Source organism: Aquamicrobium terrae (genome assembly GCF_040545735.1).
In the GTDB taxonomy this organism is placed as follows: Bacteria; Pseudomonadota; Alphaproteobacteria; order Rhizobiales; family Rhizobiaceae; genus Mesorhizobium; species Mesorhizobium terrae_A.
On the sequence record NZ_JBEPML010000002.1, the window covers coordinates 122742 to 140314 of the forward strand.

The 17573-nt window shown below is 63.7% G+C and carries 21 protein-coding genes, 1 tRNA gene and 1 pseudogene; 12 read left to right on the plus strand and 11 right to left on the minus strand.

The annotated features are described in order from the left end of the window. Positions 1 to 213 precede the first annotated feature (213 nt). The 3 genes from ABID37_RS03115 to ABID37_RS03125 are packed head-to-tail and all read right to left on the minus strand — an operon-like array spanning position 214 to position 3256. Entirely contained in the window at positions 214 to 1527 is a 1314-nt protein-coding gene (locus tag ABID37_RS03115; protein ID WP_354192588.1) for a homoserine dehydrogenase, read from the minus strand. Between the two features lie 47 nt (positions 1528 to 1574). Beyond that, positions 1575 to 2792 (minus strand): LL-diaminopimelate aminotransferase, encoded by a 1218-nt coding sequence (locus tag ABID37_RS03120; RefSeq protein WP_354192589.1) that lies wholly within the window; start codon positions 2790 to 2792, stop codon positions 1575 to 1577. 50 nt (positions 2793 to 2842) lie between these two features. Beyond that, entirely contained in the window at positions 2843 to 3256 is a 414-nt protein-coding gene (locus tag ABID37_RS03125; RefSeq protein WP_354192590.1) for a hypothetical protein, read from the minus strand. Between the two features lie 97 nt (positions 3257 to 3353). Here ABID37_RS03125 and ABID37_RS03130 point away from each other — a divergent pair, with 97 nt between their 5' ends. The 6 genes and pseudogenes from ABID37_RS03130 (at position 3354) to ABID37_RS03155 (ending at position 8036) form a co-directional block, all read left to right on the plus strand. Next, positions 3354 to 5195: a PHA/PHB synthase family protein gene (locus tag ABID37_RS03130; protein ID WP_354192591.1), complete on the plus strand. Its 1842-nt coding sequence runs from the start codon at positions 3354 to 3356 to the stop codon at positions 5193 to 5195. A 221-nt stretch (positions 5196 to 5416) separates the two neighbouring features. Further along, positions 5417 to 6622 carry a YcbK family protein gene (locus ABID37_RS03135; RefSeq protein WP_354192592.1) on the plus strand — a complete coding sequence of 402 codons (1206 nt, stop codon included), beginning with the start codon at positions 5417 to 5419 and terminating at the stop codon, positions 6620 to 6622. A 139-nt stretch (positions 6623 to 6761) separates the two neighbouring features. Further along, positions 6762 to 6836: transfer RNA gene (locus ABID37_RS03140), tRNA-Glu, on the plus strand. Between the two features lie 290 nt (positions 6837 to 7126). Next, positions 7127 to 7369: pseudogene (locus ABID37_RS03145) on the plus strand (helix-turn-helix domain-containing protein); the annotation flags it as partial. A gap of 143 nt (positions 7370 to 7512) precedes the next feature. Continuing rightward, positions 7513 to 7734: an alkylphosphonate utilization protein gene (locus tag ABID37_RS03150; RefSeq protein ID WP_354192594.1), complete on the plus strand. Its 222-nt coding sequence runs from the start codon at positions 7513 to 7515 to the stop codon at positions 7732 to 7734. 113 nt (positions 7735 to 7847) lie between these two features. Further along, positions 7848 to 8036, plus strand: a complete 189-nt coding sequence (locus tag ABID37_RS03155; protein ID WP_354192595.1) for a hypothetical protein — start codon at positions 7848 to 7850, stop codon at positions 8034 to 8036. 114 nt (positions 8037 to 8150) lie between these two features. Here ABID37_RS03155 and ABID37_RS03160 read toward each other — a convergent pair whose 3' ends face one another. Beyond that, a complete protein-coding gene (locus ABID37_RS03160; RefSeq protein ID WP_354192596.1) occupies positions 8151 to 8402 on the minus strand; it encodes a DUF6074 family protein in 252 nt (83 codons plus the stop codon). A 184-nt stretch (positions 8403 to 8586) separates the two neighbouring features. Here ABID37_RS03160 and ABID37_RS03165 point away from each other — a divergent pair, with 184 nt between their 5' ends. After that, positions 8587 to 8889, plus strand: a complete 303-nt coding sequence (locus ABID37_RS03165; RefSeq protein ID WP_354192597.1) for a DUF982 domain-containing protein — start codon at positions 8587 to 8589, stop codon at positions 8887 to 8889. 39 nt (positions 8890 to 8928) lie between these two features. On the opposite strand, the gene ABID37_RS03170 is transcribed toward ABID37_RS03165, so the two are convergent. Further along, positions 8929 to 9243, minus strand: a complete 315-nt coding sequence (locus tag ABID37_RS03170) for a BrnA antitoxin family protein (protein ID WP_354192598.1) — start codon at positions 9241 to 9243, stop codon at positions 8929 to 8931. Between the two features lie 166 nt (positions 9244 to 9409). Next, the gene (locus ABID37_RS03175) at positions 9410 to 9679 is read right to left on the minus strand and encodes a DUF982 domain-containing protein (RefSeq protein WP_435521526.1); all 270 of its coding nucleotides are present in this window, start codon (positions 9677 to 9679) and stop codon (positions 9410 to 9412) included. A 291-nt stretch (positions 9680 to 9970) separates the two neighbouring features. Here ABID37_RS03175 and map point away from each other — a divergent pair, with 291 nt between their 5' ends. Then, the gene (gene map, locus ABID37_RS03180) at positions 9971 to 10798 is read left to right on the plus strand and encodes a type I methionyl aminopeptidase (RefSeq protein WP_354192600.1); all 828 of its coding nucleotides are present in this window, start codon (positions 9971 to 9973) and stop codon (positions 10796 to 10798) included. Positions 10799 to 10858: 60 nt separating this feature from the next. Beyond that, complete coding sequence (gene radC, locus ABID37_RS03185; protein ID WP_354192601.1) at positions 10859 to 11614, plus strand: RadC family protein; 756 nt, start codon at positions 10859 to 10861, stop codon at positions 11612 to 11614. Between the two features lie 18 nt (positions 11615 to 11632). Here the strand turns inward: radC and ABID37_RS03190 are convergent, their stop codons facing one another. Both ABID37_RS03190 and ABID37_RS03195 read right to left on the minus strand, forming a co-directional pair. Continuing rightward, the gene (locus tag ABID37_RS03190; protein ID WP_354192602.1) at positions 11633 to 12076 is read right to left on the minus strand and encodes a DUF2155 domain-containing protein; all 444 of its coding nucleotides are present in this window, start codon (positions 12074 to 12076) and stop codon (positions 11633 to 11635) included. 115 nt (positions 12077 to 12191) lie between these two features. Further along, the gene (locus tag ABID37_RS03195; protein ID WP_354192603.1) at positions 12192 to 12590 is read right to left on the minus strand and encodes an NADH:ubiquinone oxidoreductase subunit NDUFA12; all 399 of its coding nucleotides are present in this window, start codon (positions 12588 to 12590) and stop codon (positions 12192 to 12194) included. A 180-nt stretch (positions 12591 to 12770) separates the two neighbouring features. On the opposite strand from ABID37_RS03195, the gene panB reads away from it, so the two are divergent. After that, entirely contained in the window at positions 12771 to 13604 is an 834-nt protein-coding gene (gene panB / locus ABID37_RS03200; RefSeq protein ID WP_354192605.1) for a 3-methyl-2-oxobutanoate hydroxymethyltransferase, read from the plus strand. Position 13605: 1 nt separating this feature from the next. Further along, complete coding sequence (gene panC, locus ABID37_RS03205; RefSeq protein WP_354192607.1) at positions 13606 to 14460, plus strand: pantoate--beta-alanine ligase; 855 nt, start codon at positions 13606 to 13608, stop codon at positions 14458 to 14460. 15 nt (positions 14461 to 14475) lie between these two features. Here the strand turns inward: panC and ABID37_RS03210 are convergent, their stop codons facing one another. Continuing rightward, positions 14476 to 14955, minus strand: coding sequence for a GNAT family N-acetyltransferase (locus tag ABID37_RS03210; protein ID WP_354192608.1), 480 nt, complete (start codon positions 14953 to 14955; stop codon positions 14476 to 14478). A 1-nt stretch (position 14956) separates the two neighbouring features. Further along, on the minus strand, positions 14957 to 16456 hold the full coding sequence (gatB, locus tag ABID37_RS03215) for an Asp-tRNA(Asn)/Glu-tRNA(Gln) amidotransferase subunit GatB (protein ID WP_354192609.1): 1500 nt from the start codon (positions 16454 to 16456) through the stop codon (positions 14957 to 14959). 320 nt (positions 16457 to 16776) lie between these two features. Between gatB and ABID37_RS03220 the strand changes: the two genes are divergently transcribed. Continuing rightward, the gene (locus ABID37_RS03220) at positions 16777 to 17034 is read left to right on the plus strand and encodes a YjhX family toxin (protein ID WP_354192610.1); all 258 of its coding nucleotides are present in this window, start codon (positions 16777 to 16779) and stop codon (positions 17032 to 17034) included. Between the two features lie 44 nt (positions 17035 to 17078). Here ABID37_RS03220 and ABID37_RS03225 read toward each other — a convergent pair whose 3' ends face one another. Beyond that, on the minus strand, positions 17079 to 17510 hold the full coding sequence (locus ABID37_RS03225; protein WP_354192611.1) for a CBS domain-containing protein: 432 nt from the start codon (positions 17508 to 17510) through the stop codon (positions 17079 to 17081). Positions 17511 to 17573: the final 63 nt, after the last annotated feature.

The following is a 17573-nucleotide window of genomic DNA, read 5'->3' on the forward strand; positions in this document are numbered from 1 at the left end:
TTGCCGTGCTCCATCCCGGAGCGTCATCCTCTTTTGTCAAAGGCGCATGGCAACGGCAAGCCCCGCCGCGGCCCTCGACAAAAAATCAACAATATCAATCGATTGAAAGTAGATCAGAGTATTTCCGCTTTTCTTCGAATCGCGAAGACACTCTAACTATCCATTTTGACGCAATTCCGGACGCAACCGCGCCGCACATGTGCCGGAATTGCCCTATTCGGCTCGTTCGATCCGGATGACCTGCGGCTTGTCGACCAGATGGCCATCCTGCGTGATGCCTTCGACCGCCTTGCGGACCGCCGCTTCCGAGGTCTCGTGGGTCACGAGGATCACGGTCTTCTGGGTTTCAGGGTTGGCGCCATTGGCGTGCTGGACGATGGATTCCAGCGAAATCTCGCTCTCGGCCATGCGCCTGGCGACGGCGGCGAACACGCCAACGCGGTCGTGGACCGTGAGGCGGATGAAGTAGCCGCCGGCGTGGGAGCGCATGCGCGCCTTCTTGTAGGGCTGCAATTCCTTCGCCGGCCGACCGAAGACCGGCCCGTGCTGGAAACCGGGGCGGCTCTTGGCGATATCGGCGATGTCGCCGACAACCGCGGAGGCCGTCGCGTTGCCGCCGGCCCCGGGGCCGGACAGCAGCAATTCACCCAGAATGTCGGTCTCGATGGCAACCGCGTTCGTCACGCCATGCACCTGCGCGATGACGGAAGCCGTCGGCACCATCGTCGGGTGCACGCGCTGCTCGATGCCGCTTTCGGTGCGCAAGGCGACGCCCAGCAGCTTGATGCGGTAGCCCAGCTCGCTGGCGGCGCGGATGTCGGCCTGGGTGATGTTCGATATGCCTTCCAGATAGATGTCGTCGGGAGCGATGCGGCTGCCGAAGGCAAGGCTGGTAAGGATGGAGAGCTTGTGCGCCGTATCGTTGCCTTCGATGTCGAAGGTCGGGTCGGCCTCGGCATAGCCCAGCCGCTGCGCATCCTTCAGGCAGTCCTCGAAGGACAGGCCCTCGGCCTCCATGCGGGTGAGGATGTAGTTGCAGGTGCCGTTGAGGATGCCGAACACGCGGCTGATCGTATTGCCGGCCATAGCCTCGCGCATGGTCTTGATGACCGGGATGCCGCCGGCCACCGCCGCCTCGTAGTTGAGCAGGATGCCCTTCTCTTCCGCGATCTCCGCCAGCGCCACGCCATGGCGGGAAAGCAGCGCCTTGTTGGCGGTGACCACATGGCGGCCGGCTTCCAGCGCGGCGATCACGCTGGCCCGGGCCGGGCCATCCTCGCCGCCGATCAGCTCGACGAACACGTCGATGTCGGCGCTGCGCGCCAGTTCCACCGGATCGTCGAACCATTTGGCGGCGGAAAGATCGATGCCCCGGTCGCGGGTCGCATCGCGCGCCGAAACGGCGGTCACGGTAATTTCACGGCCGCACTGGCGGGTGAGTTCGGCGGCCTTTTCCGCCAGAACCCGTGCGACCGAGGCACCCACGGTGCCAAGGCCGGCTATTCCAACGCGCAATGCTTCAGCCATGAGAGGCTCAGTCCCTTCTTCAAAAAATGTAAAATGCGGCGGGGCTGTCAGCGGTTGGCCGAAAGCGGAACCACATTGTGGAGTTGCGCCGCATCCGTGGAGAGGAAGCGCTTGATGTTGCGCGCCGCCTGGCGGATGCGATGCTCGTTCTCGACCAGCGCGATGCGCACATAGTCGTCGCCATGCTCGCCGAAGCCGACGCCGGGCGCGACGGCCACGTCGGCATGCTCGATCAGCAGCTTGGAAAATTCCAGCGAGCCGAGATGGCGGAACTGCTCCGGGATCGGCGCCCAGGCGAACATGGTGGCCGCCGGGGCCGGCACGGTCCAGCCGGCGCGGGTGAAGGAATCCACCATCACGTCGCGGCGCTTGCGGTAGACCTCGCGCACTTCGGCGATGTCGGCGCCATCGCCGTTCAGCGCCGCCGTCGCCGCGACCTGGATCGGGGTGAAGGCACCATAGTCGAGATAGGACTTCACCCGCGTCAGCGCCGCGATCAGCCTCTCGTTGCCGACCGCGAAGCCCATGCGCCAGCCGGGCATGGAGAAGGTCTTCGACATGGAGGTGAACTCGACCGCGCAATCCATCGCGCCCGGCACTTCCAGCACCGAAGGCGGCGGGTTGCCGTCGAAATAGATCTCCGAATAGGCGAGGTCGGAAAGGATGATGATGTCGTTCTTCTTCGCGAAGGCGACCACGTCCTTGTAGAAGTCGAGCGAGGCGACCAGCGCCGTCGGGTTCGACGGATAGTTGAGGATCAGCGCCAGCGGCTTGGGGATCGAGTGGCGCACGCCCCGCTCCAGCGCCGGGATGAAACCGTCATCGGGCTCCACCTGCATGGAGCGGATGACGCCGCCGGACATGATGAAGCCGAAGGCGTGAATCGGATAGGTCGGATCCGGGCACAGCACCACGTCGCCGGGCGCGGTGATGGCCTGCGCCATGTTGGCGAAGCCTTCCTTGGAGCCGAGCGTGGCGACCACCTGGGTGTCGGGATCGAGCTTCACGCCGAAGCGGCGCGCATAATAATTGGCCTGTGCCCGGCGCAGGCCGGGAATGCCGCGCGAGGAGGAATAGCGATGGGTGCGCGGGTCGCGCACCACTTCGCACAGCTTGTCGACGATCGCCTTCGGCGTCGGCAGGTCCGGATTGCCCATGCCAAGGTCGACGATGTCGGCGCCACGCGCCCGGGCGGCGGCCTTCAGACGGTTGACCTGCTCGAACACGTAAGGCGGAAGGCGGCGAACCTTGTGAAACTCTTCCATGGCAATTCCAGCGATCGCAAACCGTAAAATTCAGGTGGCGCGGTATAACCCTATTTGCAGGTCGGGTCGAGGGCGGGATCGCACTTGCCTTCGATCTCCCTGAGAGCGTCCTTGGCGTGGGTGGCGCCAAGCTTGCGCAGGGCCGCGCTGTCGTTTCGAGCACCCGCCGTGCGTCCCGGATTCTGGGCTGTCCTGCGGTCGGCCTCGAGCGCCGCGAGCTTGGCTTTCGCCTCGCTATCGGTGAATTGCGGCGCCGCCTGTCCCGGCTTGATATTGAGGTTGGGGAAGGTCCCGGTATCGCGCGGACCGACCACATTGCCGGCGGCGACGGAAGACGCGGACGACTGGCTGTCGACGGCCGGCCCGCCGGCGCAGGCCGAAAGCGCCAGCAGCATCGCGGCGGCGGCCATCGTGAAGGAGAATTTTGCGCTCAAATCCGCCGCTTTTTCGATACCAGTTGTCATCTTGAATCCGTGAAATCCGGAATAGACCGTGTTGGACCCTATCCGCTCACTCATGATAGCATGTCAACCGTAAGGGCCAGGGAGGAATTGCGCGACCATGTCCGAAAAAGCGGGCCAAGGCAAAGGCGAAAGTGACGCCCACTCCTCCATCGACCAATATCTGGTGAAGGACCCGGAGCTTTTCGCCATAAATCTGGCCCGCATGATCGAGCAGGCCGGCAAGGCCGCATCCGCCTGGGTGGAGCCGCGCGAAAAAGGCGAGTTGCGCGATCATATCGCCGAGCCGATGGCCGACATGGTGAAGACCTTCTCGCGGCTCGCCGAATACTGGCTGTCCGAGCCGCAACGGGCGCTGGAAGCGCAAACGCGGCTGTTCGCCGCCTATATGAATGTGTGGACCCGAGCCATCCAGCGTCTAAACACGGCACCCGACGCCGCGCCGGTTGAAGATGCCGTGAAGCCCGAGCGCGGCGACAAGCGCTTCCAGGATCCCGAGTGGGGCCGCAACGCCTTCTTCGACTTCCTCAAGCAGACCTATCTGGTGACCTCGAAATGGGCCTCGGACCTGGTGGAGCAGACCGAGGGGCTGGACGAGCACACGAGGCAGAAGGCCAATTTCTACGTGAAGCAGGTGTCGGCGGCGATGTCGCCGTCGAATTTCCTGTTCACCAATCCCGAGCTGTTCCGCGAAACCATGGCCTCCCACGGCGAAAACCTGGTGCGGGGCATGAAGATGCTGGCCGAGGACATCGCCGCCGGCAAGGGCGAGCTGAAGCTCCGGCAGTCCGACTATACCCGCTTCTCGATCGGCGAGAACATCGCCGTGACCCCCGGCAAGGTGGTGGGCCGCAGCGACGTGGCCGAGATCATCCAGTATTCGCCCACGACGGAGAAAGTGCTGAAGCGGCCCCTGCTGATCTGCCCGCCATGGATCAACAAGTTCTACATCCTCGACCTCAACCCGGAGAAATCCTTCATCCGCTGGGCGATCGAGCAGGGTCACACCGTGTTCGTCATCTCCTGGGTGAACCCCGACGAGCGCCACGGCGCCAAGAGCTGGGAAGCCTATATCCGCGAGGGCCTGCAATACGGGCTCGACACGGTCGAGAAGGCGACGGGGGAGCGCGAGGTCAATGCCATCGGCTATTGCGTGGGCGGCACGCTGCTGGCGGCCGCGCTCGCGCTGCTGGCGCAGGAGGGCGACGATCGCGTGCGCTCGGTCACCTTCTTCACCACGCAGGTCGACTTCACCTATGCGGGCGACCTCAAGGTGTTCGTCGACGAGGACCAGGTCAGCGCGCTGGAGCGCGCCATGCGGGAAAAGGGCTATCTGGACGGCACGCGCATGGCGACGGCCTTCAACATGCTGCGCTCCAGCGACCTCATCTGGCCCTATGTCGTCAACAACTATATGCGCGGCAAGGATCCCCTGCCCTTCGACCTGCTCTACTGGAACGCCGACTCCACGCGCATGACGGCGGCCAACCACTCCTTCTATCTGCGCAACTGCTATCTGGAGAACACGCTCTCGGCCGGACGCATGGAGCTTTCGGGGCGGACAATCTCGCTCTCCGACATCACCATTCCCATCTACAATCTGGCCGCCAAGGAAGACCACATCGCCCCGGCGCGCTCGGTATTCCTGGGCTGCAGGTTCTTCGGCAGCGACGTGGAATATGTGATGGCCGGGTCCGGCCATATCGCCGGCGTGATCAACCCGCCGCATCTCAACAAGTACCAGTACTGGACCGGGGGCAAGCCGCAAGGCGAATTCGACGCCTGGTTCGCCAAGGCCAAGGAAACGCCGGGCTCTTGGTGGCCGCACTGGCAAAAATGGATCGAAAGACAGGACGGCAAGCGCGTTGCCGCCCGCGTTCCGGGAGAGCAGATTCAGCCTCTGGGTGAGGCGCCGGGTACATACGTACGGGTGCGTGTGTAACATTCTGTAATGTCTGGTGAGTTGACGACCGGCGCGAAGCGGGTGAAATGGCTCCGTCAACTCTCTGGTAATCTTATTCTGTCGATAGTCGCTGAATTCTCAGCAAGGTTGCCGATTTGACACAGGTCCCGTTTGCGAACCGGGGGACACGATCAAGTCGACGCTGACGCCACAACGCCTGCGTCGATGCGATATCGGACGGAAAGCAAGGGAGTTTTGTTTTGAAATCAGCAGGATCGCGCCTCGCAAAAGGTGAATGCCGTCTCATAACGGCTGCCCTCCTGTCCGTCCTCCTTGCTTCCTGCTCCTCGACCGGCGACCCGGCACTCTCCGTCGGCATGCCCGGCTACAATGCCGCTGAGCTTTCGTCTGCCTCGACCTCGACGCCGTCCTTCGCCGCCGATTCGGATGCTGCGGTTTCCACCGAGCCTCAGCAGCTCATGAGCGCGGAGGGCGACACCGAATTGCCCGATCAGGTGGCCTTCATGCCGGCCGCCAAGCCCGGCGCTTCCCTCACCGCGCTCGCGGCGGTGGATGAAGAGGCCCAGAACACGCTGCAGGCACAGGCCACGGCGCTGGGGCAACCGGCCCCCGCGGACGAAAGCCAGCAGGCGGCCGCCCGTGCTCCGGAAACCAAGCCTGAGGCGCCGGCCGTGCAGACGGCTTCCGCACAGGCGGACAAGCAGCAGCCGGCGGAATTCTTCGTGACCGCGACCGATCCCGCACCCCAGGCGGAAGCGCCCAAGAAGAAGGGCTTCCTGGCCTCGTTCTTCGGAGCCTCTTCGGCCTCAGCCGCGCCGGCCGCGAAGGCAAAGCCGACCGCGCAGCAGGCCAAGCCCGCCGCCAAGCCGGTGGTGACGCTCGCCTCGGCAGAGCCGGCAAAGCCGATCATCGCCTCGGCGAATGTCGACCGCAGCAAGTTTTCGGAAGATTCGCTTCCCGGCGTCCGCCAGAACGCCCTGTTCGAGATCAAGCGCAAATCCGGTGTCGACGACGACAGCGACATCGACCTCAACGAGGACGAAGGCTTCGGCTCCTATCAGGTCGCATCGGCCGCCGGCCTCGCGCGCCTCGCCCCCAACGGCCTCCTGAAGCAGACCGAAAGCGTGGACGTGGCCTGTCTCAAGCCCTCGCTGGTGCGGGTGCTCAAGACCATCGAGAACCATTACGGCAAGAAGCTGGTCGTCACCTCCGGCTATCGCGACCCGAACCGCAACAAGCGTGCGCGCGGCGCCAAGAACTCGCTGCACATGTATTGCGCGGCCGCCGATATCCAGATGCCGGGCGTCAGCAAGTGGGAACTGGCCAACTATCTGCGCTCCATGCCGGGCCGCGGCGGCGTCGGCACCTATTGTCACACCGATTCAGTGCATGTGGATGTCGGCCCCGAGCGGGACTGGAACTGGCGCTGCCGCCGGCGCAAATAGGCCCCTGTTCCGCGGTTTCCGGGGCCGAATTGACCGATCCGGTCCCCCTCGAAATCATTTCGAGAAAAAAGTTGTCGCAAGGCAGGTTGATGGGTTGCCCGTTTCGCACAACCCAACTATATACCGCCCTCATCTGAGCGCGCCCATCGTCTAGCGGTCAGGACGCCGCCCTTTCACGGCGGAAACAGGGGTTCGATTCCCCTTGGGCGTACCAGCATTTTCAGGCAGTTCTACACAATTCCTGAAGTCCGGCATCAGCATCGCTGCGTGCCCGACAATTGGCCTGCGTAACACGCTTTTGCAATTCGTCATTGGCACCCCGGCACCGGCGATGCGATTTAGTGGGGAGCGGCGAACCTTCGGGCGAGCTTGCGGGGGCGGTATCAGGCAATGCTCCTTCGGGAGCGCCGCCCTTTCATACCCCTTCCCCAAAGCGCATCGATTGATCCGGCAGGCACCCGTGCTATGGTGGCACCGGCGGGTTCCGAAAGACGGGTTGCAGAATTGAGCGGAGCGGATCAGGTCAGCGGTCGGCAGATCGCAGCCGGCAGGGTTCTGGCAGGCGTGGGGCAGGAGAAGCTCGCGAAGCTGGCCAGCATTTCCGTCACCACGCTGCGGCGCATGGAATCCAGCGAAGGGCCGGCCAGCGGCCTTCCCAACAATGTGCGGGCGGTCAGAAGCGCGCTGGAGAAGCTGGGCATCCGCTTCATTCCCGAAAACGGCGGCGGCGCGGGCGTGCGCCTGAAATTCAATTCGTCCGAGGTCCGGCGGATCGCCACGCTGGAAAGCGAAGGCGGCATCGTCGGCGAAGACGACTTCTGAGCCATCCCGACATTTTCCCCTCGCGCCGGGCATCCCCGGCTGCCATGGATATTGCAGAAGGAACAGGCATGACCGACACCGTGGTTCGCGACAGCAACGGCAATCAGCTCAACGAAGGCGACAGCGTGACCCTGATCAAGGACCTCAAGGTCAAGGGCACTTCGGAGACGATCAAGCGCGGCACTTTGGTGAAGAACATCCGCCTGAACGGCAACGCCGGGGAGATCGAGGCCAACACCAGACAGGTCAAGGGCCTGGTGCTGAAGACCGAGTTCGTCAGGAAGGCCTGACCGCGCCCGCAGCCCGACGGGAGCGGCCGGCCACTTTGTGGAACTTGTGCAAGAAGCCCGGCGACAGCCCCGGATTAACCGAACTTTGACTCTCCTGTCCCATATCGGGAAGCATGAGCCAGAGTGACGAAAAACAGGTTCCCCGCCGCTGGGAAACGCTTATCTGCCTTGCGCGCGTGGGTGTGCTTTTCGCCCCCGCCTTCGTCGGCCTGCTGGCGCTGGCCATTCTCTCGGCCCGGGAGCCTGCGAAAACCGTTCCGCATGGCATAGACCCCTTCATGACGGGCTCGACCCGCCGCTAGGGCACAAGCATTCTAACGAACGCGGCCGGCTGCTCCAACTTGGTTTCCTTGGCCGCATTTGTGCAACGCCAGACGATTCCGTCTGGCTGCAAATGCTCGAGGCCCTTCGCGGCTTCAAGCGGTGCCGTCTCGCTGGCACATGTAGCTGCCCTGAAGCTCGGCCTGGACGGCATCCTGAAGGCCGAGGATCTCGGTGCGGATCGCATCGTCGCCCAGCCCGGATCGCCGCAGTTCGGCAACGATGCCGGCGATGCGCTCGCGCCAGAACAGATTTGCAGCCGGGCCGTGCACGACCTTGAGGTCGTCCACCATGGAACGGATGAGCCGGGTGCGGGAATGAAGCGGGAAAGGAATCAAGTCAGCCATGGCGGCATGCTTGAACTGTCATGGTTTACAGTTGGTGAACGCGATGCGTTTCTTTGTCTTCAGGATCGAAACACCCGCCAATCTTGAAAGCGTCACATAGGGTTAACATATCTGTTGTAGGCGGGTGCTGCTTGGTGCCTGCCTTTTTCTTCAACCGAAAGCTCTTTGGATTCAGGAGGACCTGATGAGCACAAGGACGTTCGACAGTCCCGTTTTCGTGAAGAATGGCGACCGCCTCGTGCAGGAAATCGCATGCCTCGAGGATGCGCTCGAATTCCTGTACGACTGGCCCAGGAACAGGCGCGGACCGATCCATGCCACGGCCCTGAGGGCCTGCCAGAAGGCATTCGAGACCGACTATCCGCTCAGCGCGGCGCGCAGCGCCTTCGTCGGATTCGCCAAGTCCTGCCGTATCCTGGAGGATATCAGCACGGTCATGCCATGGGTGCATACCGCGAGTTCCTCGTCCGGCGGCATTCGCACCTGACGAGGCGACGGTTCCCCGGCCCTGCCGAATCCCGAATGATCAGAGCTTGGCGGCGCGCAGCACCTGGTTGATGCGAGACTGCCAGCCGGGGCCGGTGGCCTTGAACTTGGCGATCACTTCGGGATCGAGCAGATTTTCCATGCGTATCCCCTCGGGCGGCGGTGGCGGGCGACGCCAGCGCCGCCTTTCGTCGATGGCGTTCAGCACGTCGCTGGCCGAGCGCGCCTCGCTTTCCGAAAGGCTGCACAGCACCCTGTCGCCGAACACGGCCGGCGTTTCGTCTTCGCCATCCCACACGGTCCACAGGTTGGTGGGGTCAATGACGATACTGAATCGTTTCTCGCGAATCGACATCTTGCTGCTTCCGGTATGCGCCCCGACAGCAGGTTGTTTTCGATTCCTATCGCTGGAAGATTAATATGAACAGCGAGATTGTATTCAAATAAATATCTGTTTTTATTAAATTTTTATGCGTTCAGCCGAACCTCGGACGGATGCTTTCCGCGCGGGCTTTTCCCGCTCAGTTGAAGCGCGGCAAAGCCTCGGCCGCGCTCGTTCCCGGCATGGCCGCATCCCGGGCGAGAAGGCCGCTGACCCGGCAGAACGCCGTCAAGGCCCGGCACGCCTCCTCGGTCGGCACGACATCGACGCTGGCGCCGAAGCAGGCGTCGAACGCCGCCTGGAAAAGCGGCCCCTGCCGGCCCACCGGCCAGTTCTGAAGAAAGTCCAGCGCCTGCTCGATGCCGTAGATTTCCTCGACCGGAGCACCAGCCGACGGCGAAATGCGCACCGGTACCGCGAATTGCAGCCTGTCCATTGCATGCCTCATCGGAATAGGGCGACTGCGGAACGGTCTTCGTGCCAATGGCCGGCCCACGGGCCGCCGCAATTGCCCTGCCTTGCACTTCGATTGTGTCACCAATGCGATTCGCCGCCGGGAGGTTCCGCAAAGCGGCCCGATTTCCGCGCACGGGTTGAAGCCAAGTGAAATCGGTGCCACATGATGGTCAACCAATCTCGAAGCCAATCGTCCGAACCCAGTCGCCCCAAAACCAGTCGCCCCAAACCAGTCGCCAAAGCCATGACAACCTATCTCGACGCAGACACTGCACCGCTGCGCAATACCGGCCAGATCCGTCTTTACAACGAGGAAGGCTTTGCCGGCATGCGCAAGGCCTGCAATCTGACGGCCCAGTGCCTCGATGCGCTGGCCGACATCGTCCAGCCCGGCGTGACGACCAACACGATCGACCGCTTCGTGTTCGAGTTCGGCATGGATAACGGCGCGCTGCCCGCGACCCTCAACTATCGCGGCTACACCAAGTCGACCTGCACGTCCATCAACCATGTCGTCTGCCACGGCATCCCGGACGACAAGCCGCTGCGCGACGGCGACATCGTCAATATCGACGTTACCTACATCGTCGACGGCTGGCATGGCGACGCCAGCCGCATGTACCCCGTGGGCAACATCAAGCGCGCGGCGGAACGGCTGCTCGAAGTGACCTATGAGTGCCTGCTGCGCGGCATCGCGGCCGTGAAGCCCGGCGTGCGCACCGGCGCCATCGGCGCCGCGATCCAGAGCTACGCCGAGGGCGAGCGCTGCTCCGTGGTGCGCGATTTCTGCGGCCACGGCGTCGGGCGGCTGTTCCACGACGCGCCGAACATCCTGCACTACGGCAATGTCAGCGACGGCGTGGAGATGCGCCCCGGCATGATCTTCACCATCGAGCCGATGATCAATCTCGGCCGGCCGCATGTGAAGGTGCTGTCCGACGGCTGGACCGCGGTCACCCGCGACCGCTCCCTTTCAGCCCAGTACGAGCACACCGTCGGCGTGACCGAGAACGGCTGCGAGGTGTTCACCCTGTCACCCAGGGGGCTCGACCGGCCGGGCCTGCCAGCCTAACATCGATAGTATCGGCAGCATTGCCGGCATGCGCGATGCGTTGGGGGGCTTGGCGGGCGTATGAGCAAGAACAGCGACGAATTGCGCGGGTATCTGGCCGAGCAACCCATGCCGCCACCCCGCAAGGAAAGTGTGGCGGTGGAAAAGCCGCACTACCTCGGCCATCGCGACCGGTTGCGCGAGCGTTTCCAGTCCGCCGGCCATGGCGCCCTGCCCGACTATGAACTGCTGGAACTGCTTCTGTTCCGCCTCATCCCGCGCGCCGACACCAAGCCTGTCGCCAAGGCGCTGCTTGCCCGCTTCGGCACGCTGGCCGAGGTGCTGGGTGCGCCGACGAACCTGTTGCAGGAGGTCAAGGGCATCGGCCCGGCCGTGGCGCTCGACCTGAAAGTGATTGCCGCCGCCGCACAGCGCATGGTGCTGGGCGAGATCAAGGAACGCGAGGTGCTGACCTCGTGGACGCAGGTGCTCGACTATTGCAAGGCGGCGATGGCCTTCGAGCAGCGCGAACAGTTCCGCATCCTGTTCCTCGACAAGAAAAACGGCCTCATCGCCGACGAGGTGCAGCAGACCGGCACCGTCGACCACACGCCGGTCTATCCGCGCGAAGTGGTGAAGCGGGCGCTGGAACTGTCGGCCACCGCCATCGTGCTCGTGCACAACCATCCCTCGGGCGATCCGACGCCCTCGCGGGCCGATATCGACATGACGAAGGAGATCGTGGAGACCGGCAAGCGGCTCGGCATCATCGTCCACGACCACATCATCATCGGCAAGAAGGGCTACGCCTCGATGAAGGGGCTGCTGCTGATCTGAGGGAAGGCGGCGGCTGTTTCAGTTCGTCTTGGCCGAATCGGGCGCGGGCACGTCCGACTTCTGCTTGCAGCCCTTCAGCCACACGTCATAGACGGCATGCTCGACGGCATTGAGGCCGGGGCTTTCGGCGAACATCCAGCCGGTGAAGATGCGCCTGATCTTGCGGTCCAGCGTGATCTCGTCGACCTCGACGAAGGAATCGGTCTTCGGCGCCTCCGCGCCGGGACGCGCATAGCAGACGCGCGGCGTCACCTGCAGGGCGCCGAACTGGACGGTCTCATCGATATAGACGTCGAAGGAGATGATGCGGCCGGTGATCTTGTCGAGCCCGGCGAACTCGGCCACGGCGTTGGAGACGCGCTCGCCGGCGGCCTTGTCCTGCGCATAGGACGCGCCGGAAAGCCCACCGATCACGGCCAGAGCGGCCGCCGCGCAGGTCCAGTTACGGCCGATTACCCTCATGCAGAAACACCGATTGTTGCGCCAGCAATGATTCGAAAGGCTAGCGGGCGTTGCGGATGAGGCAACCAGCTAAACGCCAAATGTGGCAAGAAATGCCTCAGGAAGCCGGATTCGTTCAGGAACCCGGCGTCCAGGCGTCGTAGTCGCCGGTCACCTGCGGGCGATGGCCGGTGCCCAGGATCGACCCCTTGGGGCGATAGGCGGTCGGTGTGCCGGTGAGATTCGGCTGGTACGGCTTCTGCCATTCGCGCGGCTTGTAGTCTTCCCTGGTCGGCGGCACGTCGACGCGATGGTGGATCCAGCCATTCCAGCCCGGCGGAATGGCCGAGGCTTCCGAATAGCCGTTATAGATCACCCAGCGGCGCGTACGGCCTTCGGAATCGACGCCGCCCTCGTAATAGACGTTGCCGAACTCGTCCTCGCCGACCCGCGTGCCCGCACGCCAGGTGTAGAAACGCGTGTTCAGGTTCTGGCCGTTCCACCAGGTGAAAACCTGCAGGAGAAACTTCTTCATCCAATCCTCGCCGGGCAAAAACCGCCTGCCCGCTGCTTATGACCCCGCCATATGGCAATGACAAGCGTTTTGGGCAAGCCTTTTGCTAGTGCAGTGCACAATGCGCCTTGCCAAGCCGCTGTCATATTTCTAATGCTGCCTGCCGATCGGGGCCATGCGGCAAAATACCGGAGGGAGAGAATGGCACCTGTCTTGTCGGCCGAATCTCACGCCAGAACCGAAGCCATCCGTGCCCGCAAGGGCGGCGAGCCGGTCGTGTGCCTCACCGCCTACACCTATCCCATCGCCAGGCTGCTCGAACCGCATGTCGACCTGCTGCTGGTCGGCGACAGCGTCGCCATGGTGCTGCACGGGCATGACACCACGCTCGGCGCGACCATGGAGATGATGATCCTGCACGGAAAGGCCGTCATGCGCGGGGCGCGCAATGCCTGCGTGGTGGTCGACATGCCGGCCGGCAGCTACGAGGATTCGCCCCGGCAGGCGCTGGCCTCGGCCCGGCGGCTGTTCGAGGAAACCGGCTGCCACGCGGTCAAGCTGGAAGGCGGCACCGACATGGCCGACCGCATCGCGGCGATCGTCGAAGCCGGCATTCCGGTGATGGCCCATATCGGCCTCCAGCCGCAGTCGGTGGAGAAGGAAGGCGGCTACAAGATCAAGGGCAAGACCGACGAAAGTGTCGCCAAGCTGCTGGAGGATGCCCGCGCGGTGGAGCAGGCCGGCGCTTTTTCGGTGGTGATCGAGGGCACCATGGAGCCGGTCGCCGCCGAAATTACCCGCATCCTGTCGATCCCGACCATCGGCATCGGGGCAAGTGCGGCCTGCGACGGGCAGGTGCTGGTCATCGATGACGCGGTCGGGCTCACCGTCGACCGCGTGCCGAAATTCGTCAAGGAATACGCCGACCTGCGCAACGAGGTCGCCAAGGCGGCGATGAGCTACGCCGCAGAGGTTCGCGCCCGCGCCTTTCCGACGCCGGACCATGTGTTCAGCAAGCAGGACGAAAAGGGCTGACATGGGCGGACCGCATATTTCCCGCACCGTCGCCGACCTGCGTGCCCAGGTGAAGGACTGGCGCCGGCAGGGCCTCGGCATCGCCATGGTTCCGACCATGGGCGCGCTTCACGAAGGCCATCTTTCGCTGATGCGCGAGGCGCTGTCGCGCGCCGACCGCTGCATCGTCTCCATATTCGTGAACCCGACGCAATTCGCGCCGACCGAAGACCTCGACAAATACCCGCGCCAGTTGGAGCGCGATCTGGAACGCCTGGCGGAAGTCGGCGTGCAACTCGCCTTCACGCCCGCGCCGGAGGAGGTCTATCCGAAAGGCTTTGCCACCAAGGTGGTCGTCGGCGGTCCGTCCGCGGGGCTGGAAACCGACTTTCGCCCGCATTTCTTCGAAGGCGTGGCCACCGTCGTCACCAAGCTGTTTCTGCAAGCCGCGCCCGATTGCGCCGTGTTCGGCGAAAAGGACTACCAGCAGCTTTGCGTGGTGCGGCAACTGTGCCGCGACCTCGATATTCCGGTCGAGATCGTCGGCGCGCCAACCGTGCGCGATGGGCATGGCCTCGCCATGTCGTCGCGCAATGCCTATCTGGACGAGACCGGGCTCGCGGTGGCAAGGCAGTTGAACAAGGTGCTGCGCAACGCATCCGCCGCCATCGCCGGCGGGGCCGACCCCGAAACGGAGACAGCCAAGGCACGCGAGGCGCTGCTGCAAGCTGGCTTCAGGAGCGTCGACTATGTGGCGGCGCGCGAAAGCGGAACGCTCGCGCCATGGCGCGAGGAGACCGAAGGGCGGTTGCTGGCGGCCGCGTGGCTCGGCACCACCCGCCTCATCGACAATGTGGAGATCGCGGCACGGACGTGATCGGCCGGCAGGCGTTCAGGAGAGCGGCTTTTCCATCACCACAATGGAAACCTCGTCCTGCACCGCCGGGGTATCGGCGACGGCAAAACCCCTTGCCCGATAGAAGCCTGTTGCCGGGGCGTTTTCCTGCTCGATCTCGAGCTTGAGCATGCGGGCCTCGGGAAAGCACTGTTCCACCTCGTCCAGCAGCATGGTGCCGATGCCCGCGCCCTGCCTTTCCGGCAGCACATAGAGCTGGCGCAGCCACACCACCTTGCCGTCATCGGTGGCGGCGGCGAAGGCCATGCCGGCAATCGCCTTGCCGTCGTCGGCAACGAGAAATTCCGAATGCGGATGCGTCAGCCGCGCCCGGAGCGAGGCCATGGAATGCCATTCGGCGGTGATCTCGTCCACCCGTCGCGGGCCGTAGATCGCATCGTAGGTCGCGTGCCAGGTCGCGGCGAGCAGGGCCTTGATCGCTTCAAGGTCATGCTCGCCGGCCGTGCGCACGAACATGCTATTCGATGCCCAGCTTGGCCTTGACCAGATCGTTGACCGCCTGCGGGTTGGCCTTGCCGCCGGTCGCCTTCATCACCTGCCCGACGAACCAGCCGGCCAGCGTGGGCTTGGCCCGGGCCTGCTCGACCTTGTCCGGGTTGGCGGCGATCACCTCGTCCACCGCCTTCTCGATGGCACCGGTGTCGGTGACCTGCTTCATGCCGCGCTTTTCCACGATCTCGCGCGGATCGCCGCCCTCGTTCCAGACGATCTCGAACAGGTCCTTGGCGAGCTTGCCGGAGATGGTGCCTTCCTTGATGAGGTCGAGGATGGCGCCGAGCTGATCGGGCGAAACCGGAGTCTCTTCAATGTCCTTGCCGGCTTTGTTCAAGGCTCCCAGCAAGTCGTTGATAACCCAGTTGGCGGCCAGCTTGCCGTCGCGGCCCGCCGTCACCTGCTCGAAATAGTCGGCAATCGCCTTTTCCGAAACCAGGATGGAGGCGTCGTAGGCCGACAGGCCGAGCTTTTCCACGAACCGCGTCTTCTTGTCGTCCGGCAGCTCGGTCAGGTCGGCGGCCAGCGCATCGACATAGGCCTGGTCGAACTCAAGCGGCAAAAGGTCCGGGTCGGGGAAGTAGCGATAGTCATGCGCCTCTTCCTTGGAGCGCATGGAGCGCGTCTCGCCCTTGTTGGCGTCGAACAGGCGGGTTTCCTGATCGATGCTGCCGCCGTCCTCCAGAATGGCGATCTGGCGGCGCGCCTCATATTCGATGGCCTGGCCGACGAAGCGGATGGAGTTGACGTTCTTGATCTCGCAGCGCGTGCCGAAGCCCTCGCCTGGCCGGCGCACCGACACGTTGACGTCGGCGCGCATGGAGCCCTCGTCCATGTTGCCGTCGCAGGTGCCGAGATAGCGCACGATGGTGCGCAGCTTGGTGAGATAGGCCTTCGCCTCGTCCGACGAGCGCATGTCCGGCTTGGACACGATCTCCATCAGCGCCACGCCGGAGCGGTTGAGGTCGACATAGGACATGGTCGGATGCTGGTCGTGCATGGACTTGCCGGCGTCCTGCTCCAGATGCAGGCGCTCGATGCCGATCTCGATGTCCTCGAACTCGCCCTTTTTGTCGGGACCGACCGAGACGATGATCTTGCCCTCGCCCACGATGGGCTGCTTGAACTGCGAGATCTGATAGCCCTGCGGAAGGTCCGGATAGAAATAGTTCTTGCGGTCGAACACCGACTTCAGGTTGATCTGGGCCTTCAGGCCGAGACCGGTGCGGATCGCCTGCTTCACGCACTCCTCGTTGATGACCGGCAGCATGCCGGGCATGGCCGCATCGACCAGCGACACATTTGCGTTGGGCGCCGCGCCGAAGGCCGTCGAGGCCCCCGAAAACAGCTTCGACTGCGAGGTCACCTGGGCATGGACTTCCATGCCTATGACGATCTCCCAGTCTCCGGTCGCGCCGGAAATGAGGCGCTTGGGGTCGGGCGTGCGGGTATCTACGATGGTCATGTGCGGCCTGTCGTCTTTTCGGATGGACCGGAATACGTCTGCGTATCCGGCCGGTATAGAGCGTATCGCTTCGCTAGTCCAAACCGGACGTCCAAACAAGCGCAAAGCCGGCATAAAGCCGGCTCTGGCGGTTTTCATCCGCTTTGGCTATATGTGCGCCATCCGCAGGAGCCTTGATGTCTACGTCTTCTCAGTCCCGGTGAAGCCCTGACCTTCCAACCGAAGGCAGGGCGCGAAAACCACGAAGAGCCTCGCGCCGCATAGCTTGCGGCCGCGATTTTTGTGTTGGCCGAAAGGCCAGGTTTTCCCGGAATTGAAAGATGAACATACCGCGCAACGAACAGCGCATCCTGCACCTGCTCGCGCAAGGCGGGCGTATCGAACTCGAAAAAGACGAGAACAAACGGATCGAGGACCTGTGGTGTCTCACCCGCGACGGGTGGGTCTACCCGGACTTTACGCTTGAACTGTTCCGCAGCCTCAAACGCAAGAAGGCCATAGCCTCCGCCAATGGCGGCCCCTATCGCATCACGCGGCGGGGGCTCGAACTGGTGCGGTCCCGGCCGGACAACAGGTGAAATGCAGCCGCTCCGCCCATGCCGACCGGCGGAGCGGCTTTCCTTCAGGCGGTTGCGATATAGGCCTTGATCTGCTCGGCCTCGCGTTCGACATCCTCGATCCGGCGCTTCACCACGTCGCCGATCGAGATGATGCCGTGCAGCTTGCCGTCCTTCTCCACCGGCAGATGGCGGAAGCGCCCGGCCGTCATGATCTCCATGATCTCGTTGACCGTATGGTTCTCGTTGCAGATCTTGACCTTGGGCGTCATCGAATCGCGAACCGCCATGTCGAGGGCCGCCGCGCCATGCGAGGCCATCACGCGCACGATGTCGCGCTCGGAAATGATGCCGACGATCTTGCCCTCGGTATTGGTCACCACCAGTGCGCCCACCCGATGTTCGGCAAGCAGGCGGATCGCCTCGCCAAGTTTCTCGTTGGGGCCGAGCGTGAAAACGCCATAGCCCTTTTCCGCGAGAATGGCCTTAACCGTCATTGCGTCCTCCTCTGCGTTTGGCCGGCCTCGTACCGGCCATCACGTTCGCAGAGCCATGGTGCG

Excerpts from the sequence above, each read along its gene's own strand:
- ABID37_RS03115 (WP_354192588.1), bottom strand. The coding sequence starts at position 1,527 with ATGGCTGAAGCATTGCGCGTTGGAATAGCCGGCCTTGGCACCGTGGGT.
- ABID37_RS03120 (WP_354192589.1), bottom strand. The coding sequence starts at position 2,792 with ATGGAAGAGTTTCACAAGGTTCGCCGCCTTCCGCCTTACGTGTTCGAG.
- ABID37_RS03125 (WP_354192590.1), bottom strand. The coding sequence starts at position 3,256 with ATGACAACTGGTATCGAAAAAGCGGCGGATTTGAGCGCAAAATTCTCC.
- ABID37_RS03130 (WP_354192591.1), top strand. The coding sequence starts at position 3,354 with ATGTCCGAAAAAGCGGGCCAAGGCAAAGGCGAAAGTGACGCCCACTCC.
- ABID37_RS03150 (WP_354192594.1), top strand. The coding sequence starts at position 7,513 with ATGACCGACACCGTGGTTCGCGACAGCAACGGCAATCAGCTCAACGAA.
- ABID37_RS03155 (WP_354192595.1), top strand. The coding sequence starts at position 7,848 with ATGAGCCAGAGTGACGAAAAACAGGTTCCCCGCCGCTGGGAAACGCTT.
- ABID37_RS03160 (WP_354192596.1), bottom strand. The coding sequence starts at position 8,402 with ATGGCTGACTTGATTCCTTTCCCGCTTCATTCCCGCACCCGGCTCATC.
- ABID37_RS03165 (WP_354192597.1), top strand. The coding sequence starts at position 8,587 with ATGAGCACAAGGACGTTCGACAGTCCCGTTTTCGTGAAGAATGGCGAC.
- ABID37_RS03170 (WP_354192598.1), bottom strand. The coding sequence starts at position 9,243 with ATGTCGATTCGCGAGAAACGATTCAGTATCGTCATTGACCCCACCAAC.
- map (WP_354192600.1), top strand. The coding sequence starts at position 9,971 with ATGACAACCTATCTCGACGCAGACACTGCACCGCTGCGCAATACCGGC.
- radC (WP_354192601.1), top strand. The coding sequence starts at position 10,859 with ATGAGCAAGAACAGCGACGAATTGCGCGGGTATCTGGCCGAGCAACCC.
- ABID37_RS03190 (WP_354192602.1), bottom strand. The coding sequence starts at position 12,076 with ATGAGGGTAATCGGCCGTAACTGGACCTGCGCGGCGGCCGCTCTGGCC.
- ABID37_RS03195 (WP_354192603.1), bottom strand. The coding sequence starts at position 12,590 with ATGAAGAAGTTTCTCCTGCAGGTTTTCACCTGGTGGAACGGCCAGAAC.
- panB (WP_354192605.1), top strand. The coding sequence starts at position 12,771 with ATGGCACCTGTCTTGTCGGCCGAATCTCACGCCAGAACCGAAGCCATC.
- panC (WP_354192607.1), top strand. The coding sequence starts at position 13,606 with ATGGGCGGACCGCATATTTCCCGCACCGTCGCCGACCTGCGTGCCCAG.
- ABID37_RS03210 (WP_354192608.1), bottom strand. The coding sequence starts at position 14,955 with ATGTTCGTGCGCACGGCCGGCGAGCATGACCTTGAAGCGATCAAGGCC.
- gatB (WP_354192609.1), bottom strand. The coding sequence starts at position 16,456 with ATGACCATCGTAGATACCCGCACGCCCGACCCCAAGCGCCTCATTTCC.
- ABID37_RS03220 (WP_354192610.1), top strand. The coding sequence starts at position 16,777 with ATGAACATACCGCGCAACGAACAGCGCATCCTGCACCTGCTCGCGCAA.
- ABID37_RS03225 (WP_354192611.1), bottom strand. The coding sequence starts at position 17,510 with ATGACGGTTAAGGCCATTCTCGCGGAAAAGGGCTATGGCGTTTTCACG.